Here is a 19,966-nt window from a genome sequence, read left to right as displayed (position 1 = left end):
GTTCCGCATATCGCAATCGTGGGCTTCAGATGCTTGCCTGCAGCCCGTAGAGACTGGCATAAATGCCGCCGCTTTCCATCAGCCTGTCATGGCTGCCTTCTTCGACGATGCCCTCGCCGGTGAGCACCAGAATACGGTCGGCATGGCGGATCGTCGAAAGCCGGTGGGCGATCACCAGTGTCGTGCGCCCCTTGGCAAGCGTCAGGAAGGCCTGCTGCACGGCGCGCTCGCTTTCATTGTCGAGCGCGCTCGTCGCCTCGTCGAAGATGAGGATGGCAGGATTCTTGAGGAAAGCGCGAGCGATCGTCAGCCGCTGGCGCTGCCCGCCAGACAGTTTTACGCCGCGCTGGCCGATGTCGGTCTGGTAGCCCTGCGGCAATGCCATGATGAAATCATGCGCATGGGCGGCGCGGGCTGCGGCTTCCACCTCCTCGTCCGTCGCGTCGGGGCGCCCGTAGCGCAGATTGTCCGCCACGGTGCCGGCGAAAAGGTAGACATCCTGCTGCACCACGCCGAGATGGCGGCGCAGCGAGGCAAGCGTCACGTCACGGATATCGGTGCCGTCGATTTCGATCGAGCCGCCGGTAACATCGTAGAAGCGGGGAAGCAGCGCGCAGAGCGTGCTCTTGCCCACGCCCGAGGGGCCGACGAGCGCCACGAATTCGCCGGGGCGGATCGTGAGCGAAAGCTTGCTCAGCACCTCCGCGCCGTCGTCATAGCGGAAATCGACGTTGGAGAGCCGGATTTCTCCTTTCGGGCTGGGCAACGCCCGTGCCGAAGGGCGGTCCACCACGTCGGGATCGATCTCCAGGATCTCCATCGCCCGCACGAAGCCGGTATAGCCCTCCTGCCAGAGCCGGGCGAGATTGGCCATGCGCTTGACCGGATCGATGAGAACCCCGACGCAGAGCAGGAAGGTCAGGAGATCGGCAAGCGTGAGCTCGGCCGCAAGGATGCGCAATCCGCCGAGGATGACGACCAGAAGCGTGATGATCTGGGCGAAGGTCTCGGCCCCGGCGGAAAACCAGGCTTCGCTGCGGTAGCCGTCGGCCCGGCTTTGCAGGAAGCGCCTGTTGAGGGCGGCAAAGCGCTTCCGTTCCAGGTCCTCGTTGGCGAAGGACTGGACGACGCGGATGCCGGCCAGCGCATCCTCGACCCTTTCGTTGACGGCGGCGATCTCCCGCTTGCTCGCCTCGAGGGCGTGGTTCATGCGCCTGTTGAAATGCAGCGCATAGGCCACCGCAAAAGGCGTCAGGAGGAGGATCAGCAAGGCAAGCTGCGGATCGATGAAGAACAGCACCGTCATCGCGCCGCTATATTTGAGGACGGCAATCAGCAGGTCTTCCGGCCCGTGATGGAAGAGTTCGCCCAGCCAGAAAGAATCGCCGACGATGCGGCTCATCAATTGGCCGGTGCGGTGCCGGTCGTAAAAGCCGAAGGAGAGTTTCTGGCAGTGATCGAACAGTTCCTGGCGGATGTTCGCCTCGATATGCGCGCCCATCATGTGGCCGCGATAATCGACGAAGAAGATCGCCGATGTCTCGACCGCCACGACAGCCAGCATGACGCCGCCCATGCCGAGGATCTGCCAGTAGGCCGAAGCCGTATCGGCGAGCACGATGAGACGGCTCATGACGATGTTGGCGCAGAGCGGCAAGGCGACTGCGGCGGCAGCGACGACGATGGCGCAGGCGATATCCGCCATCAGCAGCAGAAGATGCGGCCGGAAGTAGGATGCGAATTTGCGCAGGCGCAGCTGGCGCCTGTTGTGAATTTGCGATGCGGTTGAGAGGCTGCGGTTAAGACGCCGCGGGTTTTTCCTCGCGCGTGAAAGCAAACTGGACATGAAGACGGATATCCTGAGCGTTGATCTTGTTTTTCTGGTTTCTCAGGATCGTTTTCATGGGTGCCTCCCGTTGGCGCGAACAGTCAGTGCAGTGGCTGCCGGAGTCGTTATGCGAGCAGATGCCGACAGGCGGCAGCGCCTGCGCGATGCCGCTTTTACCGCAAAACGCAGACGAAAGCGACCTCCTTGTCGCGCGACGGCCATTCATCGATGAAACAGCCGACATTCCCCCCGTCGTGTTCGGCTGGCGCGCACGAAATGTTTGTAGCGCCCTTGCCGGGAAAGCTTCACGGGTCCGGCCCGCTGATTTCCTCCTGCAGGCGCTCGAAGGCTGTCGGAAACAGCGTGGCGGGCGGGCTGTAGGGGTTGGAAAAGGCGTAGATGAAGAAGAGGATGATGCCGGTAAAGACGCCGAAGATCGACAACAGCAGCAGGTTGCGGCCGTCTGGCGCGTAGGGGTAGTAGCCGATGGCGGTGAAGATGACCCCGGAAACGGCCGCAAACCAGAAGATCAGGCTGATGGAGTCGGTGCCGCTGTTTTCCCGCCGGTCGCGGGATTCCGAGATCGCGTGGATTTCCTCCAGCATGTGGCTGCGCAGGCTCTGCTGCTTGGCATTGGCGGGAGCCAGTTCGAGGATCCTCAGATAGGCGATGTTCCACTGGTCCCAGGCCGGCGAGGAGAGCTTGCCGCTATGCCCGAGTTCCCTCCATTCCTGTTCGATGACGATGCGGACATAGTCCTTCAACGCTTTCTGGATCGGCGCCTGCGCCTCCGGGCCGTAACGCTCTGCATCGTAGAAGACATCGCCGATCGCGTTGCTCTCCGTGGCGCTTTCCGAGCGCAACGCCTGGTATTCGATCATTTCCTGGGCAAAGACGAGCGCAAGGATAAGCGCATGCAGGCTGGCGATGCGGGTGATGACCGAACTCGCCAGTTCCCTGTCGCGCCCGCCGGGATCGCCGCCCATGAGCATATGCATGAAATAATAGGCCGCAAGCACCGTTGCGGTCGTGCCTCCAATGATGGCAATGCCGATCAGAACCGACGCCATTGAACTTCCCTTCGCGCGAGGGAGTGTAAGGCTTTCATAGCAGGCGGGCAATCGTATCGGGTGCTAGCGAACAGGCCGCCGAAGGCAGCCACGGCGATCGCCCGGCAACGGGGAGATGCCGGGCGTCACGCGCCCAGCATCAGGTCCATGTTCTGCACGGCGGCACCCGAGGCGCCCTTGCCGAGATTGTCGTAGACGGCGACCAGCAGCGCCTGCGCGATATCGTCATTGGCAAAGACGTGCAGGCGCATGCGGTTGGTGTTGTTGTAGATTTCCGGGTTGAGCTCGGGCGTGCGCTCCGGCGCCTCGAAGGGGGCGACCTCGACGAAACCCTTGACGCCGGCATAATAGTCGGCAATCGCAGCGTGCAGGTCGGCACCCTTCGGCACCTTGGGCAGATGCGACAGCTGCAGCGGCACGGTGACGACCATGCCCTGCGCGAAATTGCCGACGACCGGCTGGAAGAAGGGCACGCGCCCAAGTCTGGCGTAGCGCTGCAGTTCCGGCAGGTGCTTGTGCTTGAAGGTCAGGCCGTAGGGCATGTATTCGGGCGCATCCTCGCCCTTGGCGACATAATCCTCGATCATCGTGCGGCCGCCGCCGCTATAGCCGGTGACGCCGTTGACCGTGATCGGGAAATCGGCCGGGATAAGGCCGGCCTCGATCAGCGGGCGCAGCGTGGCGATCGGTCCCTGCGGCCAGCAGCCGGGATTGGCGACGCGCTTGGCCGAGGCGATGACGCCGGCCTGCTCCCGGCTCATTTCCGGAAAGCCGTAAGCCCAGCCTTCGGAAACGCGGTGCGCCGTCGAGGCGTCGATCACCTTGGTACGGTCGTTCTCGATCAGGCTGACGCTTTCCTTGGCGGCATCGTCAGGCAGGCACAGGATGGCGATATCGGCCTCGTTGAGCAGTGCCGCACGCACCGCCCTGTCCTTGCGGCTCTCGGTCGGGATCGACAGCAGCTCGATATCGCGGCGCTCTGCCAGACGCTCGCGGATCTGCAGACCCGTCGTTCCAGCTTCGCCATCGATGAAGATCTTTGCTGCCATGATTATCCTGCGCTTTCAGTGGGTTCGGACCGTTTCCGGAATCAGTTTGCCATGAAGTTGAATCAAGTTGGTAACGGCATTCATCCTGCCGTCGCACACCGTTCGGCATGGAGGCCCAGCATATACATCGCGACCGTCGCCCCCGCAATGGCGGTGATGTCGGCATGGTCGTAGGGCGGCGAGACTTCGACGACATCGGCGCCGCGTATGTCGAGCTGTTTCAGCCGCTGCAGCACGGAGAGGATCTTGGCGCTGGACGGGCCGCCGGCAACCGGCGTGCCGGTGCCGGGCGCAAAGGCCGGGTCCAGGCAATCGATATCGAAACTCAGGTAGACGGGCGAGCCCTTCGTATGCGCGATGATCGCGGAGGCGATGTCCGTCGCGCTCATGTCCTCCAGCTGGTGGCCGTAGAGAAGGTGGATGCCGAAATCCTCCGGCGCATGGGTGCGGATGCCGATCTGGATCGAGCGGTCGGGATCGATGAGGCCGGCGCGCGCGGCGCGGGCCACGAACGAGCCGTGGTCGATGCGGCGCTCGTCGTCGAACCATGTGTCCTGATGGGCATCGAACTGCACGAGCGCCAGCGGGCCGTGACGTTCGACATGCGCCTTCAGCAGCGGCCAGGTGATATAGTGGTCGCCGCCAAGCGTGAGCAGGAAGGCGCCGCTGTCGAGAATGGCGCTCGCCTGCCGCGCGATCGCATCGGGCGTATCCTGATGGTTGCCGTAGTCGAGCAGGCAGTCGCCGTAATCGATGACGGCCATTTCGGCGAAGAGATCGCGCTGGAACGGATATTGCGGATCGTTGTCGAAGATCGCCGACGCCCGGCGGATCGCCTGCGGCCCGAAACGCGTGCCCGGCCGGTTGGAGGTCGCCGCATCGAAGGGAATGCCCCAGACGACGGCGTCCGCGCCGGCCAGATCCTTGGTAAAGCGGCGGCGCATGAAGGACAGCGCACCGGCAAAGGTCGGGTCGGAGGCGGCCGATGTCAGGCTCTGCGCGGTGAAGGCATGGTCGATCGTCCTATTGGCCATCTGAGCTTCCTTCCTCTGCCGTGAACTCATAGGCGCGTTCTACGCGCGCAATGCGAACCTTATATTGCTTGTACCAGCGTTCGCGGCCAAGCCGCTGGGCGGCCAGGTGGCTGACGACCTGCTTCCACGCCCTGAGGCTCTCCTCGTCGGCCCAGTAGGAATTGGTGATGCCGAAGCCGTCGGCATCGCGCGCGCTTTCGGCCCCGAGACAGCCCGGCTGCTGCAGCGCAAGCTCCGCCATCCGGTCTGCCATCGCGCCGTAACCGTTGTCGCCCGCGGTGCGGACCGAGGAGAAGGTCACGACGTAATAGGGTGGTTCGGGCGTTGTGGCAAAGGGTGAGGGCTTGGTGGTGGAAGACATGTTCGGGTTCCTCGTCTCTGCCCGAAGGGGTAGGCGAGCTTCCGCCGGATTTCAAGCAATCCCATTTCAGGGCAGGCGGCGGATCGTCTCCGCCGCCCCTTGGCGTCAGCGGCAAGCGCCGATCCGGCGCAAGGCAAGCAGGGTGAGGGTAGCCGTCACCGCGCAATAGCCGGCAAGCGGCCATGCCGTATCGCCGTCCAACAGCAGCACGAAGAGCGTGCCGATGCAGCCGACGATCAGGCTTTCGACGCAGAAATAGAGCGCGACCGCCGTTCCCGCCGTCTGGCCGAAGGCGGCCAGCGCGCCGTTTGCCGTGACGGCGGTCGTCAGCACGATGCCGACGGCGATCACCCACATCGGCAGGACGAAGCTGGCGAAGGACGGGGTGAACAGCACTTCGCCGATGCCGAGCAGCAATGCGCCCGCAAGAAGCAGGCCCATGCCGCGGGCAAGGCTGCCGGCCGTGCCCCATCGCGCAACGAAGCGGCCGGCAAGGCGCGCGGATAGGATCATCACCGCGGCCGCCGTGGCAAAGGAAAGGCTGAAGGCGAGACCCGAAAAGCCGGCATGGTCGATGAGAATGCGGGGCGCGGTGGAGAAGAACACGAAGAACGCCCCCATCGCCGCGCTGAATCCCATCGTGTAGGTCCGGAAATGCGCATCCGCCAGGATCGCGCCGATACGGATCGTCGCGCCGGCCGATGCCGCCGGTCTTGTCTCCGGCCAGCCTTGGAGCGCGTTGAGCATGGCCGCAAGCATCAGCCCGCCGAGCAGCAGGAAGATGGCACGCCAACCGAAGTGATCGGCAATCACTGCGCCGGCGACCGGCCCGAGCGCCGGCACGAAGGAGAGGATCGCACCGAGCAGGCTGTAGATGACAGCGCCTTCCGGCCGCACGGCATAGACATCGCGCACCGTCGCAAAGGTCGCCACCAGCGCCGCCGATGCGCCGGCCGCCTGAAGCAGGCGCAGAAGGACGAACAGTGCGGCCGACGACGTGGTTGCAAGCAGCAGCGAAGAGGCCGCAAACAGCAGCGCGCCGCCAAGCAGTACGGGCCGCCGGCCGATCCGGTCCGACAGCGGGCCGAAAAGCATCTGTCCGGCGCCGAGGAGCAGCATATAGAGGCTCAGCGTCAGTTGAACGACCGCCGCCGATGTGCCGAGTGCCTCGGGCATGATCGGAACGACGGGCAGGTAGATGTCCATGGCAAGCGAGGCCAGGATATCGAAGGGTGCCAGAAGCAGCAGCGCTGCCGGCAGGGAGCAGGTCCAGCTCCTGTTTTGAAAAGACATGGGTATTCATCCGCTCGAATGAGTTCATCCGGCGGCGATCTGCCTTCTCATCGCAGTCTGGATTGATCGGACAGATGCCGCAACAACGTCAAAAGGTTGCTGCGGCCTATCTGTCTGCGGACGGGGTGGCTCCCATGTCAGGTCCTGTCTTGCCCAGTTCGAAACCTGATGCTGCTCTAGCAGCCGGGAAGGGGCGCGGCAACAGGTTCCTGCCGCGCGTTGACTTCGCAAGGCGCTTCCGGGAAGCTGCGCCGACCGAACCAGGAGGGAGCCATTGGCAATGTTCGACCACATCTCGATCGGGGTCAAAAGCCTCGATAGATCGCGCCGCTTTTACGATGCGGCACTGGCGCCGCTCGGCTACGAACGGCTGTCGAATTTCGACGGAACGATAGGATACGGCGCCGACAGGCCCGCCTTCTGGGTGAGCGAGGTGGAGCGCCCGGTGCCGGCCGACCGCGGCTCGGGCCTGCATTTCTGCTTCGTCGCCACCAGCGAGCAGGCCGTCAACGCCTTCCATGCGGCAGCCCTTGCCCATGGCGGCGAGGACAATGGCCCACCCGGCATCCGCCCGGATTACGGGCAATTCTACTATGCCGCCTTCATCGTCGATCCGGACGGCTACCGGCTCGAAGCCTTCTTCAACAAGCCGGAATAAACGAAAAGGCCGGGCGAAAACCCGGCCTTTCCATGAAAGCATGTCGAAAAGCGATTAGCGCTTCGAGAACTGGAACGAACGGCGGGCCTTGGCCTTGCCGTACTTCTTACGTTCGACGACACGGCTGTCGCGGGTCAGGAAGCCGCCCTTCTTCAGGACCGAGCGCAGGCCCGGTTCGAAGTAGGTGAGGGCCTTGGACAGGCCGTGACGAACGGCACCGGCCTGGCCGGAAAGACCGCCGCCGGCAACGGTAGCAACGATGTCGAACTGGCCGTCGCGGGCAGCAGCGACGATCGGCTGGCGCAGGATCATCTGCAGAACCGGACGGGCGAAGTAAGCCGTGAAGTCCTTGCCGTTGACGATGATCTTGCCGGAGCCGGCCTTGACCCAAACGCGGGCGACGGCATCCTTGCGCTTGCCGGTCGCGTAGGAGCGGCCAAGCGAGTCGACCTTGCGGACGTGAGCCGGAGCAGCAACAGCGGCTTCCGACGACGTGCCGAGATCCTTCAGGGAGGAAAGGTCAGCCATTATCAGGCGCTCCTTACGTTCTTCTTGTTCAGCGTTGCGACGTCGAGGACGGTCGGCTGCTGTGCTTCGTGGGGATGGTTCGGGCCGGCGTAGACACGCAGGTTCTTCATCTGGCGACGGCCGAGCGGGCCGCGCGGAACCATGCGCTCAACAGCCTTTTCGAGGACGCGCTCCGGGAAGCGGCCTTCGATGATCTGGCGAGCGGTGCGCTCCTTGATGCCGCCGGCATAGCCGGTGTGCCAGTAGTAAACCTTGTCGGAATACTTCTTGCCGGTGAAAACGACCTTTTCAGCGTTGATGACGATAACGTTGTCGCCGTCGTCAACGTGAGGCGTGAAAGTTGCCTTGTGCTTGCCGCGCAGACGCATAGCGATGATGGAAGCGAGACGGCCAACGACGAGCCCTTCGGCGTCGATGACGACCCACTTCTTCTCCACCTCTGCAGGCTTCTGGGAGAAGGTTGCCATATCTGTCACTCTCTCTTGGATCCCCATGCCCGAAGGCGAAGGGGCGTTTCTTGTTGCTTGGATTTGGCCGCCCGCAGGACGGGCCAAAAAGAAAGCAGCCCCGGAAGGCTGCATTTCCGGCGCGGCTTATAGCGGCAATCGATTGGCCGGTCAATATGAGTGCTTTTGGCGACTGGAAAAATAACAAAGTAAAAACAATATGTTACACATGTGGTATTCATGTACCATATTTTAGCGCGCCTGAAAGACGAGAAGTTTTGCGCTTTGCGGCCGTGCCCTTGCCGTATTCGGCTCGAAATCGCCCCACCCTTGTGGCACAAGGGCGGATATTGACAGCGCAGGGGAACATGCCATGGCCGAGATCGTATCCTTCCGCAAGGACAACAGCAATTCGGGCGAGGGCGCCCTCGTGCTCCGTCAGCTTTCCGGCGGCGTCCTGCGCCTGACGCTCAACAATCCGCCGGCCAACGCCCTGTCCATATCGGTCATGGAAACGCTGATGGGCGAGCTGCAGGGGGCGGCCGGCGACGAGGATGTCAGCGTCGTCATCATCGCATCGACCGGCAATGTCTTTTCCGCCGGCCACGACCTCAAGGAACTGACGGCCCACCGCGCCGACGAGGACGACGGCGTGGCCTTCTTCGAGGAGAGTTTTGCGCTCGCCGCCGACCTGATGCTGGAAATCAACCGCCTGCCGAAGCCGGTCATCGCCGAGATCGACGGGCTGGCGACCGCGGCCGGCTGCCAGCTCGTCGCGAGCTGCGATCTTGCGATCTGCACGGATACGTCCACCTTCTGCACGCCGGGTGTCAATATCGGGCTTTTCTGCGCGACGCCGGCCGTCGCCGTTTCGCGCGCCGCCCACCGCAAGCAGGCGATGGAAATGCTCCTGACGGGCGAGACGATCGACGCCTCGACTGCGAAGGATTTCGGTCTGGTCAACCGGATTGTGCCGAAACAGTATCTCACGCAGGTGGTCGGCAAATACGCCTCCGTCATCGCTTCGAAGTCGCCGCAGGCGCTGCGGATCGGCAAGGAAGCCTTTTACAGGCAGCTCGAAATGCCCGTCGCCGAAGCCTACGACTATGCCGCAGGCGTGATGGTCGACGGCATGCTGACCGGCGACGCGCAGGAAGGCATCGGCGCCTTCCTCGAAAAGCGCACCCCCGAGTGGAAGGGCGAGTGATCAGGCAAGTTTCAGGATCAGCCCGCCGAGCGCGATGATGACGCCGGCGAGGTAGCGCCAGACGCTGGCCTTCTCCTTCAGCACCGTGACCGAGATGACGAGCGCAAACAGGATGGCGGTCTCCCGCAGCGCCGCCACCGTCGCCACCGGGGCCTTTGTCATCGCCCAGAGCGCCAGCCCGTAGGAGGCGATCGAGCCCGCCCCGCCGATCAGCCCGCGCCCCCAGTTCAGCCGGACATGGGTGGCGACAGCCACCGGGCCGCGCTGCGAAAACGCCCAGGCAAAGAGCAGCACCGGCGGCAGGAGCGACATCCACAGCGTATAGGAAACCGCGTTGCCGGAAAGCCGGGCGCCGATGCCGTCCACATAGGTATAGGTGGCGATGACACAGGCATTGGCGAGCGCCAGCACGATCGCGTGGCGGCTGCCGTGGCGGGCTTCGAAGGCGAGCGTGAGGATGCCGAACGAGATGGTCATCGTTCCGGCAAGCGCCCCGCCCGTCAGATGTTCCCCCAGGATGAAGCCGCTGGTGGCGACGACGATGAGGGGCGCCGCACCTCGCATCAGCGGATAGACCAGGCCGATATCGCCGGCCCTGTAGGCGGCGGCGACCAGCTGGAAATAGGCGAACTGCAGGATGGCGGAGGCACCGATGAAGGGCCATGCCTCCGGCTGCGGCAGGGGAAGAAACGGTAGGAAAGGCAGCGAGGCGACCGCGCCGCCCGCCGAGATCAGCGCCGCGTCGAGCGACTTGTTCGTGCCGGCCTTGATGATGGCGTTCCAGGTCGCGTGCAGAAGAGCACCGAAAAGGACGAGAAGGATAACGTCGAGGGGCAAGGCGGCGGTCCGGGAGCAGTGCAGCAAAGAGGGAGAAACGTCGCAGCTTCTCGTTTAAATCAGCATCATTGCGGCAACCTTTGTTTGCATGATTTGCTCGCCAGGGTGTAGTCCGCACGGTGTGGATTTCAATAACATGGATTGCCGAAGCGAACAATTGCCCACTGTCGTAGCAATTTGCGCGTGCGCTCGAAATACGTTCAATTCCGATCGCCACACACAACTATGAGATGTTGCTAATGCATGCGTGAACAAACCATGATCAAATTATGCATGAAAGGTGAAATTCTTTCTTAGAATGATAATGTCGACAATCCTATGGTGCTGAAATATAGACATTATTCTATAACTTTGAAACGATTGTAAATCCACAACCAAAGGGCGATATTATCGGGATTTTGTATCCCTGGGATGAACGTCGATCCCTTCGCAGGTGCGAAAGGATTGACGTTCGTCACGGTCGCGGCGGTCCGGGTTAGAGGCTGTAGTGGGGAATGAAGAGCATTCCGTCCAGGTTGTCTATGTTCTGGCAGTTCAGCACCCGACACCTGGGGTTGTCCTTGGAGGGGATGCTTGTCCATTCCGCATAGTCGGTCGCGTCGCAATAATTGCTGTTGCGGACATAGCGGTCGTAGAGCGGCAGGCCGCGCGGCGAGGTGTAGCGAAAGATGACGGCGCCTTCGTTGTGGATCGCCGCCCGCACGCTCTGGCAGCTCATGGTGAGCGGATTGTAGCGCGAGATCGCAAGCGTCGGCGAGGCGGCCATCACGAGCGCGAGTGTAAGGACGATTTTTTTCATGGCACGATTTCTCCCTGATGTTTCCGGCATCTATATATACGTGGAAACGAGCCGCCGGTTTCAACGAATCGCAGCCGGCACATCCGCCTCCTGAAGGACCCGGACTGGAGACAGCAGACATGAACCACGATGCTTATGCCGACGACTATCTCTCCGGCATCCTGAAATCCGTCAGAACCATCGCGCTGACGGGGGCTTCGCCCAATCCGGCCCGGCCGAGCAACGGCGTCATGGGATATCTTCTGTCGCGCGGCTACAGGGTCATCCCCGTCAATCCGGGGCAGGCGGGCAAGACGATCCACGGCCAGACCGTTTACGCCCGCCTTGCCGACATCCCCGAACCGGTCGACATGGTCGATGTCTTCCGCGCTTCCGAACATCTTGACGGGGTGGTGGAGGAGGCGCTGGCGCTCTCTCCCCGCCCGCAGGTCGTGTGGGCGCAGCTTGGCGTGCGCGACGACGCGGCCGCCGCCAGGGCCGAAGCCGGCGGCATCAAGGTCGTCATGAACCGCTGCCCCGCAATCGAATATCCGCGCCTCCTCGGCTGAGCCCGCCGCCAGAACGGATTTTCCTCCGGACGCGCCGTGGTTGAAAAAGATCGCGGTTAACTTTCACGTTCGAGCGGCTATGATCGCGCCCGTCAACAATTGCACGGGAGGACGACATGGCCAAAAACGATCCGGGTTTCAGCACGCTGGCGATCCACGCGGGCGCTCAGCCCGATCCGGCGACCGGCGCGCGGATTACGCCGATCTACCAGACGACGGCCTTCGTCTTCAACGATTCCGACCATGCCGCAGCCCTTTTCGGCCTGCAGCAGTTCGGCAACATCTATACCCGCATCATGAACCCCACGCAGGCGGTTCTGGAGGAACGTGTCGCGGCCCTTGAAGGCGGCACGGCAGCGCTTGCCGTCGCTTCCGGCCACGCCGCGCAGATGATCGTCTTCCACACGCTGATGCGTCCCGGCGAGAATTTCGTCGCCGCCCGCCGCCTCTACGGCGGTTCGATCAACCAGTTCGGCCACGCCTTCGGGAATTTCGGCTGGCAGGTGCGCTGGGCCGACCCGGAAGATCCTGCGGAATTCGAGAGCAGGATCGACGACAAGACGCGGGCGATCTTCATCGAAAGCCTCGCCAATCCCGGCGGCACCTTCGTCGATATCGCCGCGATCGCCGAAATTGCCCACCGCCACGACCTGCCGCTGATCGTCGACAACACGATGGCGACCCCCTATCTCATCCGGCCGATCGAGCACGGTGCCGATATCGTCGTGCATTCGCTGACCAAGTTCCTCGGCGGCCACGGCAATTCCATGGGCGGCATCATCGTCGACGGCGGCACGTTCGACTGGTCGAAGACCGGCAACTACCCGATGCTGTCGAGCCCGCGGCCGGAATATAACGGCGTCGTCCTGCACCAGACCTTCGGCAATTTCGCCTTCGCCATCGCCTGCCGCGTGCTCGGCCTGCGCGACCTCGGCCCGGCCATTTCGCCCTTCAACGCCTTTCTGATCCTGACCGGCATCGAAACGCTGCCGCTGCGCATGCAGCGCCACAGCGACAACGCGCTCGATGTCGCCCGCTGGCTGAAGGCCCATTCCAAGATCGCCTGGGTAAACTATGCCGGCCTGGAGGAGGACCCGAACCACGCCCTGCAGCGGCGCTATTCGCCGAAGGGCGCAGGCTCCGTCTTCACCTTCGGCGTCAAGGGCGGCTACGAAGCCGGCAAGGCGCTGGTCGAGGGGCTGGAACTCTTCTCGCATCTCGCCAATATCGGCGATACGCGCTCCCTGGTCATCCATCCGGCCTCCACCACGCACCGGCAGCTGACCGATGAACAGAGGGTCGCCGCAGGCGCCGGGCCGGACGTGGTGCGCCTCTCCGTCGGCATCGAGGACGTGAAGGACATCATCGCCGATCTCGAGCAGTCGCTGGCGAAGATTTGATGCAGTTCGTCACATACCTCTGACACCTACGTCAGTTCCTTTGACGACTGTTTTGAGCCGGTTGTATTGATGAGGCCGCCGCGAAATCCCTGAGAAAAAGCGTTTTCAGCAGCCTCATCTTCAAAAAATCGACCTATAGAATTTTTTTCGGTTGCGCTCGAGCCGGTTTTGTTAACCTCTTCACCGAGCGAGGTGGCGAATCCGCACTGGAGAAGCGCCGACAAGGGGGTCAACTCATCGGGCAGCTGTTTCCAAAGGTGCTCAAAAAGGGGCCGAGAAACTTAAAGAGCTCGGTGTGTCCAGTGCGAGCCGCGCAGAAACGGGCATCACGAGGGCTGTCCTCCGCCCACTGAATACTTTTGAGCATTGGAAGCGGCCTTCATCTAGTCCTAGTCATAGAGAGATGCCCGACAACGAGGCTCCTCCAGCCTTTCAGACCGACAATGGCAATCCGAAAAAAATCCAGATTGAATTTCAGCCTAAGTGCCCTCGCGGCGAAATTAGATGACACCAACGGCTAAGACATCTCTTGCTACGTTTTGGTCCCTTGTACCGATCTCGTCGAAAATCTCCGCCCACTCGATTCGTGCTGACGGAGTGGCACCCGAAGACTTTAGATAGGCGTCTTCACTGATCACGATCTTCGGCGACCGTTTATCACGGACTTCGTCGAACGCCTTTGCGTAGTCGAAGCTCACGAGCAACTGGCCATCTCGCGCCATTTCGGCAGCGATCCTGCTGAATTTAACGAAAACGTACTCACCTATGTTCTGCCTGGAAAATGAGTACTTCGACATCCTTTCGCCTGCGGAAGTGTAGGTACGGTTTGGCCATTTCACCGACTTCGCGAGAGTTTGAAGGAGGCCGACCATCACGGCTCTATCATACCGCACCCTAAGTAAGAAGAGCGCGAAGTAGAGCGCGGCTTCACGGTGTTCCTGATTTTTGGAACTCAAGTCGGCTTCAATCGCCTTAACGATGGCGGGAATATCAAGTGTGTCCTGTCGAAGGAAGCCGTAATACTGGATTAGAATCTGGATCGGCAATTGAACGTCCGCCAGCCCACGCTCCTGGCGAAAGTTATAGATTTCTTCCATCATCAGTTGGGGAATTTCACCGCTGAATCTCTGCATACCGTGATCGACGTACTTCAGAAACTCGCCATATCCCGGACTTTGGCGAAGGAATGCTAATATCTCGGGATTGATGTTCTTGAAGATGGACGCAACCGGAATGTCGAGCTTTTCGGCTCTTTCCAGCCGGCGAGCTACGAAAAATTCAAGGAAGGAGCGATGAGAAAAATGATAGTTCTGTCCGAACTTACGCTCCAGAAACGACCCCGTAAAAATCTCTCGATAAAGCGATTCCCGCTCATAAAGGGCGTCATCCAGCAGGTCGCGTCCGATGATGTAATCTGGAACGGTGTCGGCAATGAAATAGAGACGCCGACCGTCGAACGAGTCCCATAGCCACCAGGCGATGTGTTCAATAATGCGTTGCCGTTTCTCGGAATCGATTTGTTTGCGGACAACTTTCTCCCCCTCGCGTTCGCTGATCCTCGTTGCCGCAATGGAATAGAGATTATAGGTCGTGAAACTCTCGAGTTTAACGTCCGGGTCAGCTGCGATATCCGCGTAAATTTTTAGATGAACAGGTCGATAAAGGTCACCGTTCGACCTTAGCTTGTCGAAATCCTTGACCCGATCCGCGACCCACCTGTCAGCCTCAGCCTGATCCACGATATCGGTCGGGTGGTGCTGGCGAAGGTATTTCTGGAGAAACAGGGTAACCTCGTCGTCCGAAAATAGCGCAAGAGGAAGCTCGGTGTATTCAGGCGCACCGGGGATGCGGATGACTTGCTCGCCGGCCAGGCGTTGTCCCCGGAGAATCCAAGCGTGCTCACTATCGGAAAGGAAGGCATTGGGTCTGCCGGCGACGATGATTTTCGCTCGCCCCTCCAGAAGAGAATGTATCTGGGCAAAATTGTATTTGAAGTCTGCCCAAGACAACGCATGTTTCATTTCGTCGAATCCGTCGAAGATGATAACGAACCTACCGGCGCGGTTCAGCTTCTTGAATTTGGCGAACGAATAGTTTTTCGTCTGATATCGACCGGCAAGCGTCTTGGCGATCAGACCGTCAACATCGGATTGGGTGGCAATGTCCGAAAGCCGCACGTAAATCGGAACCCGTGACAACGGGTCGTCGATGTAACGATCGGCTAACTCCCTGGTTAGAAATTTGCAGTAGGACGTCTTGCCCATCCCATATCCGCCGAGTATCGCGACGGGAGTTTTCGAAGCGTCGCTCGCCCAGGCCATTATGCGCTCGTGGAGCTCACCACCCGCCTCGATCGCGGATTTCACATAGTATTGGTCGAGCCCGCCTTCGTTGAACAAATCGCGGACCTCGCGGCAATATTTGCGAAAGCCGAGCAACTTCTCCTCGAATTCCTTGATCGAAAATATATCGAGCCGCCCCGGCTTATCTCCGGCGTATGATTTGGCCTCCGGAGAGGAATCAAGTCTTGTGATAACGTAGAGCTCCGCTATCTTGCCTTGCTCCCAGAGAGACATGTAATCCGCCCAGATATGGTTCAAATCCTCCTGGGACAGGTTTTTAGAGAGATTCTTGCACTCGATGGCGATCTTCTTTGGGCGGAACTCGTCCTCCATCTCAACTAGAATATCGATCTTCTTGGTGCCGATGCGAATTTCACGCGAGACCGTGTGACCTTCGGCTTCAAGAAGGTCGATGACATGATCGCGAAGCTCGTCACCGATTTGCGTGGTCGAGCGCGTTACCTTTTGCTTGCCCGTCAAAATTTAAAACCCTCGGCTCCGTGGCGTCCAAGTTAGCAGATGTTGCAACCTGGCGGGAAGCCGGCAAACGCTGTCGCAATCTTGAATACCAGAAATGGTCACGCGAATTTAGGTCACTTTCCATTACCAGTCCGGCGACGAGAATAGAGGCGCATAGGCGCAGGCCCGACGATGGTTTCCGGAAATTGGCGATGCCGGATCGAGTGCTACCGCGCCATCCTTATTCCGTGGCGACCTAACCAGTTCGCCACAAGGTAATCTCGTGAAAGGCATCAAGAAATCAAAAGTTTAATTTTTGGTTTCAGAGTTGATCAAAGGTATCTGACGTACGGCGTATGCCTGAGCAAAGGTATCCGAGGAAGTAACCACACGCACGTGAAGCTGTGTTGATGAAACCCAATGATTTCAAAGGGGTTGTTGTCAACCGTATGTGATGAACCACATTTGAGGCGGTTCGTTGCATACATCGGCATTTGAGACCCTATTTCGGCATGGCGCCCGCCTGATACAGCCAGAGATTTCGGCCTCCTAGCCCCAAAAAAGCGTAGTCTTGTCGGAGCATCTTGTCTGTCACCAAGCCGCGCCAAGAAAAATGCTGAGCTCGATAAATAGCGCCACAGTCTTGCGCCGCGACCTAGCGTTCACCAGCGGTACGAAAGTGGGTGAGTATCTCATCGTGGTCACGGAGGGCCGCTGGGCGGGCATAGATTAAGAATAACGCCATTTAACTTACATAACTTCGAAATAGAAATAATTGTTCAATCCAGTGGCGACGACGATGGTAATAAAAGTGGTGGTTATCGTGCTTTTGGCTGCTTGTCGGAATATTTTAGACCACATACTGGACGTCTCTGTACGCCTTTTGTGCCAATCGACAGTAAAGGCTGCTTGCTCTACAAGAGTTTACTTGGATCGCTGATTTATTGTGAGAAATACAGCCTAGTGGCGATACTTCGATCGGAGAGGAAATGAGTGACATCGAGCGCAGAGATTTTTTGGTTGGGGCAACAACTTTGGCCGCAACATTGGCGGCTGCAGAATCTGCAGCAGGTCAGTCGATGGCAGCAGAGCCGGACTATTCGCTCCAGTCCCAGGTCAAAGGTTTAACCGTTCCGAGTAGCTTGACGATAATCGGCACCGGAGGTTTCGGTTGCTGGCCAGCGCTATTTCTTGCTCTTTCCGGTGCAAAGGAAATGCTCCTCATCGATCCAGCGATGATCGATCCGTTGGATTTGGCTCGAGCCCCGTTTCGGCCATCTGATGTCGGGAAATCAAAGGTCGATGCGTTGGCCGACGTCATTCACACGTTCCGACCCAATGTGCGAATTACAACGCAGCGACGCTTTGCGCTAATTGAGGACACTGACATCTACTTCGGGGAAGCAATCTTTGACGGCACCAACGAGAGGTCATTGGGAGAGCACCTATCGAAAGAAGCCGCTCGTCGGAATATGAGATACATCCAAGGATTTTACGGCGGGCTACATGCCGCAGCCTCAGATGGCTTTTTATCTAACGCAACATTCAAACGCGGTGCAGAGGTACCTGTATGGGTGGGTGGGGCGATTCTAGCAGGCGTTCTTTCAACATACGGAGCTTGCACCGCGGCCTCTAATTTTCTTTTCACGCCGGACGATTCGAAAAAATCACGCGAGCAACTCGATCTTCAACTCACTGGTTTGTCCGACATGGACAAATGATCCGGGGGAGAGTTAGCGAAAACCACGTCCGCATCTTCGCAGCGGAGCCTATTCGGGGCTTGCGACTAACCTCGCCCATCCGAAATCGGCCTTTTTGTCGTCTCGCTCTTGGGGCGACACCTCCTGCAGACCATAGCTGAATACAGGGGGGCATCCGCGGTCGCCGCGATAGTTCTGGTTTCCTCGCCCTGGCATTCATTCGTGCTGACGATGCTGCGCAACCCTGCCGTTGCCAGCGCCCATGCGCGCAACCGCAAGCCACTTGACGCCTCGGCCGGCATCATTTTCATGGACTTCGGCCCCAAATTCCTGACCTCGGCGCGATGACCATGCCAAAAGCAATCCCCTTCGATATCGACGGCATCGAACCGGAAGTCGGCGCGCCTGCCGCAGAGCGCGTCCTTTCCGGCAATCCGCAATTCCGCACCTGGAACCTCGAGGAGGCCGAAGGTGGCCTCTATGCCGGCATATGGGAGGCGACGCCGGGCAAGTGGCGGATCGTCTATGAGGAGTGGGAATATTTCAGCATTCTCTGCGGCCATTCCATCGTCACCGAAGACGGCGGCGGGCCTGTTCACCTGAGGGCCGGCGACCGTCTCATCCTCCAACCGGGCTTTAACGGAACCTGGGAAGTCATTGAAACGACTCGCAAAGACTATGTGATCCGCCTCTGAGGGCGCGGCTTATTCGCCGCGATTGCCGGCGCGAAAGCGGGCGGCGAAATCCCGCGAGGCAATCAGGTTCAGCGTGTCGCGCAGCGCCTTTGCCTTCTCTTCGCCGAAAAGCTGCTCGAAGTGCTCGTGCGCTTGCCGCCACAGCCCGGTCGCTTCCTGCCATTTCTCGATGCCGGCTTGCGTCAGCCTGGCGCGCTTGACGCGGCGATCCTTCTCGTCGGGCACGAGTTCAACCAGTCCGTCGCGGATCAGCGGCTTCAGCGTGTGGCCGAGGGCCGAAAGATCCATCACCATGCTCTCGGCCAGCGCCTTGAGCGACGAGCCGGAATTCATGTGGATCTGCGTGATCAGCGTATATTGCGTGCCGCGAAGGCCGCTCGCGTCGATGGCGTCGTCATAGAGCTGGCCGAGCTGCCTTGTGGCGCGCTTCAGCGCGCTGTTGCTGCAGACCTGCCAGCCCTCGAAAAGTGTCGTCCGTTTGTTCATCACCGTTCTCCTGCGGCCGATGTCTCCAGTCTATTGCGATCCGTCAATCGCCGCCGCGCTTATTTTTCAGCGTGCCCCTTGCACATATTCTCCTCCCTTCTCAAATAGTGGCATATACCACTAAATTCCAGTCGTGAAAGGATGGAACATGTCTGCCTCTACTCTCGGAACTGCCCTTGTTACCGGCGCCTCGTCGGGCATCGGCGCAACCTATGCCGACCGTCTCGCCAGACGCGGCTACGATCTGCTGCTCGTCGCCCGCGACGCCTCCCGCCTGAATGCGCTCGCCGCAAAGCTTTCGGCGGAGCAGGGGGGCAAGGTGGATGTGCTTCCGGCGGACCTGACCAGGCGGGAAGACGTGCGCAAGGTCGAGCAGCGCCTGCGTGACGACGAGGCGATCACGCTTCTCGTCAACAATGCCGGTATCGGCCCGAAGGGCGCGCTGCTGGACGACGATATCGATTACCTCGAAACCATGATCGAGCTGAACGTGGTTGCCGCAAACCGGCTTGCCGTAGCCGCCGCCCAGATTTTTGCCGGGCGCGGCAAGGGCGCGGTCGTCAACATCGCTTCCGTCGTCGCCTTCATTCCCGAGCGTTTCAACGGCACCTACAGCGCCACCAAGGCTTTTGTGCTGAACCTCACTCATGCGCTGCATGCCGAAGCCGGCACCAGGGGCGTCAAGTTCCAGGCCGTGCTGCCGGGGCTGACCCGCACCGAGATCTTCGAGCGCGCCGGCCGCTCCTTCGACCACTTCCCGCCGTCCATGGTGATGGATGTGACCGACATGGTGGATGCCGCTCTCGCAGGCTTCGACCAGGGCGAACTGATCACCATTCCCTCTCTGCCTGAAATCGCCGATTTCGACGCTTTCACGGCCGCCCGCCACGGCCTCGGCCCCAACCTTTCCCATGACAGGCCGGCGCCCCGTTACGGCATTTCCCGGGCCTGATTGCGACAATTGCCGGCAGGGCTGCGGCAATCGACCGCAGCCCTGCGGCAATCGCGCCGCACCCTCTTCACTAAAGCTTTGTTAACGCCCGATTCATTCGGAAAGTCAGTGACTTCAGCAACTTATGCACAGCCTTGCATCGCACCTTGCCTGTCACAAACTGTCATCAAACTGTAATAATAGGCGCCTAGCCCCCCTGCTGTGACGGGGAAATTCAGCGCCCTCGATAATGGACACCCCCTCCATGGCGCCGGACCTCGTCGTCCTTTCGTTC

General features: G+C 60.3%; 21 protein-coding genes. 8 read left to right on the top strand and 13 right to left on the bottom strand.

The window, feature by feature from the left end:
• Positions 1-25: 25 nt before the first annotated feature.
• The 6 genes from ACFPWW_RS27435 to cml all read right to left on the bottom strand — a co-directional run bounded on the left by ACFPWW_RS27435 (position 26) and on the right by cml (position 6,635).
• Positions 26-1,846 carry an ABC transporter ATP-binding protein gene (locus tag ACFPWW_RS27435; RefSeq protein ID WP_377314249.1) on the bottom strand — a complete coding sequence of 607 codons (1,821 nt, stop codon included), beginning with the start codon at positions 1,844-1,846 and terminating at the stop codon, positions 26-28.
• Between the two features lie 287 nt (positions 1,847-2,133).
• Positions 2,134-2,898 (bottom strand): DUF4239 domain-containing protein, encoded by a 765-nt coding sequence (locus tag ACFPWW_RS27430; protein ID WP_112566179.1) that lies wholly within the window; start codon positions 2,896-2,898, stop codon positions 2,134-2,136.
• Positions 2,899-3,023: 125 nt separating this feature from the next.
• A complete protein-coding gene (gene argC / locus ACFPWW_RS27425; RefSeq protein WP_112566182.1) occupies positions 3,024-3,947 on the bottom strand; it encodes an N-acetyl-gamma-glutamyl-phosphate reductase in 924 nt (307 codons plus the stop codon).
• Positions 3,948-4,027: 80 nt separating this feature from the next.
• The gene (speB, locus tag ACFPWW_RS27420; RefSeq protein ID WP_377314247.1) at positions 4,028-4,981 is read right to left on the bottom strand and encodes an agmatinase; all 954 of its coding nucleotides are present in this window, start codon (positions 4,979-4,981) and stop codon (positions 4,028-4,030) included.
• Positions 4,971-5,342, bottom strand: a complete 372-nt coding sequence (locus ACFPWW_RS27415; protein WP_112566187.1) for an antibiotic biosynthesis monooxygenase family protein — start codon at positions 5,340-5,342, stop codon at positions 4,971-4,973. The genes speB and ACFPWW_RS27415 overlap by 11 nt, the downstream gene beginning before the upstream one ends.
• 105 nt (positions 5,343-5,447) lie before the next feature.
• Positions 5,448-6,635, bottom strand: coding sequence for a CmlA/FloR family chloramphenicol efflux MFS transporter (gene cml / locus ACFPWW_RS27410; RefSeq protein ID WP_377314245.1), 1,188 nt, complete (start codon positions 6,633-6,635; stop codon positions 5,448-5,450).
• A 280-nt stretch (positions 6,636-6,915) separates the two neighbouring features.
• On the opposite strand from cml, the gene ACFPWW_RS27405 reads away from it, so the two are divergent.
• A complete protein-coding gene (locus tag ACFPWW_RS27405) occupies positions 6,916-7,293 on the top strand; it encodes a VOC family protein (protein ID WP_112566193.1) in 378 nt (125 codons plus the stop codon).
• Positions 7,294-7,347: 54 nt separating this feature from the next.
• Here ACFPWW_RS27405 and rpsI read toward each other — a convergent pair whose 3' ends face one another.
• Both rpsI and rplM read right to left on the bottom strand, forming a co-directional pair.
• On the bottom strand, positions 7,348-7,821 hold the full coding sequence (gene rpsI / locus ACFPWW_RS27400; RefSeq protein ID WP_112566196.1) for a 30S ribosomal protein S9: 474 nt from the start codon (positions 7,819-7,821) through the stop codon (positions 7,348-7,350).
• A 2-nt stretch (positions 7,822-7,823) separates the two neighbouring features.
• Positions 7,824-8,288 carry a 50S ribosomal protein L13 gene (gene rplM / locus ACFPWW_RS27395; protein WP_112566199.1) on the bottom strand — a complete coding sequence of 155 codons (465 nt, stop codon included), beginning with the start codon at positions 8,286-8,288 and terminating at the stop codon, positions 7,824-7,826.
• 352 nt (positions 8,289-8,640) lie between these two features.
• On the opposite strand from rplM, the gene ACFPWW_RS27390 reads away from it, so the two are divergent.
• Positions 8,641-9,474, top strand: a complete 834-nt coding sequence (locus ACFPWW_RS27390; RefSeq protein WP_112566202.1) for an enoyl-CoA hydratase — start codon at positions 8,641-8,643, stop codon at positions 9,472-9,474.
• Here ACFPWW_RS27390 and ACFPWW_RS27385 read toward each other — a convergent pair whose 3' ends face one another.
• Positions 9,475-10,311, bottom strand: a complete 837-nt coding sequence (locus ACFPWW_RS27385) for an EamA family transporter (RefSeq protein ID WP_112754586.1) — start codon at positions 10,309-10,311, stop codon at positions 9,475-9,477. It lies immediately after the preceding gene.
• 475 nt (positions 10,312-10,786) lie between these two features.
• On the bottom strand, positions 10,787-11,110 hold the full coding sequence (locus ACFPWW_RS27380) for a hypothetical protein (protein ID WP_112566208.1): 324 nt from the start codon (positions 11,108-11,110) through the stop codon (positions 10,787-10,789).
• A 119-nt stretch (positions 11,111-11,229) separates the two neighbouring features.
• Between ACFPWW_RS27380 and ACFPWW_RS27375 the strand changes: the two genes are divergently transcribed.
• Both ACFPWW_RS27375 and ACFPWW_RS27370 read left to right on the top strand, forming a co-directional pair.
• A complete protein-coding gene (locus tag ACFPWW_RS27375) occupies positions 11,230-11,658 on the top strand; it encodes a CoA-binding protein (protein ID WP_113412401.1) in 429 nt (142 codons plus the stop codon).
• Positions 11,659-11,774: 116 nt separating this feature from the next.
• Entirely contained in the window at positions 11,775-13,058 is a 1,284-nt protein-coding gene (locus ACFPWW_RS27370; RefSeq protein WP_377314242.1) for an O-acetylhomoserine aminocarboxypropyltransferase, read from the top strand.
• Positions 13,059-13,084: 26 nt separating this feature from the next.
• On the opposite strand, the gene ACFPWW_RS27365 is transcribed toward ACFPWW_RS27370, so the two are convergent.
• Both ACFPWW_RS27365 and ACFPWW_RS27360 read right to left on the bottom strand, forming a co-directional pair.
• Positions 13,085-13,282, bottom strand: a complete 198-nt coding sequence (locus tag ACFPWW_RS27365; protein ID WP_377314240.1) for a hypothetical protein — start codon at positions 13,280-13,282, stop codon at positions 13,085-13,087.
• A gap of 276 nt (positions 13,283-13,558) precedes the next feature.
• Positions 13,559-15,880 (bottom strand): NACHT domain-containing protein, encoded by a 2,322-nt coding sequence (locus ACFPWW_RS27360; RefSeq protein WP_377314238.1) that lies wholly within the window; start codon positions 15,878-15,880, stop codon positions 13,559-13,561.
• A 968-nt stretch (positions 15,881-16,848) separates the two neighbouring features.
• On the opposite strand from ACFPWW_RS27360, the gene ACFPWW_RS27355 reads away from it, so the two are divergent.
• The 3 genes from ACFPWW_RS27355 to ACFPWW_RS27345 all read left to right on the top strand — a co-directional run bounded on the left by ACFPWW_RS27355 (position 16,849) and on the right by ACFPWW_RS27345 (position 18,254).
• Positions 16,849-17,580: a ThiF family adenylyltransferase gene (locus tag ACFPWW_RS27355; RefSeq protein ID WP_377314236.1), complete on the top strand. Its 732-nt coding sequence runs from the start codon at positions 16,849-16,851 to the stop codon at positions 17,578-17,580.
• A gap of 201 nt (positions 17,581-17,781) precedes the next feature.
• Complete coding sequence (locus tag ACFPWW_RS27350) at positions 17,782-17,907, top strand: hypothetical protein (RefSeq protein WP_377314234.1); 126 nt, start codon at positions 17,782-17,784, stop codon at positions 17,905-17,907.
• 2 nt (positions 17,908-17,909) lie between these two features.
• Positions 17,910-18,254 carry a cupin domain-containing protein gene (locus tag ACFPWW_RS27345; RefSeq protein WP_377314232.1) on the top strand — a complete coding sequence of 115 codons (345 nt, stop codon included), beginning with the start codon at positions 17,910-17,912 and terminating at the stop codon, positions 18,252-18,254.
• 9 nt (positions 18,255-18,263) lie between these two features.
• Here ACFPWW_RS27345 and ACFPWW_RS27340 read toward each other — a convergent pair whose 3' ends face one another.
• Positions 18,264-18,740 carry a MarR family winged helix-turn-helix transcriptional regulator gene (locus tag ACFPWW_RS27340; protein WP_377314230.1) on the bottom strand — a complete coding sequence of 159 codons (477 nt, stop codon included), beginning with the start codon at positions 18,738-18,740 and terminating at the stop codon, positions 18,264-18,266.
• Positions 18,741-18,888: 148 nt separating this feature from the next.
• On the opposite strand from ACFPWW_RS27340, the gene ACFPWW_RS27335 reads away from it, so the two are divergent.
• A complete protein-coding gene (locus ACFPWW_RS27335; protein WP_377314228.1) occupies positions 18,889-19,692 on the top strand; it encodes an SDR family NAD(P)-dependent oxidoreductase in 804 nt (267 codons plus the stop codon).
• Positions 19,693-19,966 lie beyond the last annotated feature (274 nt).

Origin of the sequence: Rhizobium sp. GCM10022189 (genome assembly GCF_042656325.1) — a bacterium.
Taxonomy (GTDB): Bacteria; Pseudomonadota; Alphaproteobacteria; order Rhizobiales; family Rhizobiaceae; genus Rhizobium.
This window is presented reverse-complemented; position numbering and strand designations above follow the sequence as displayed.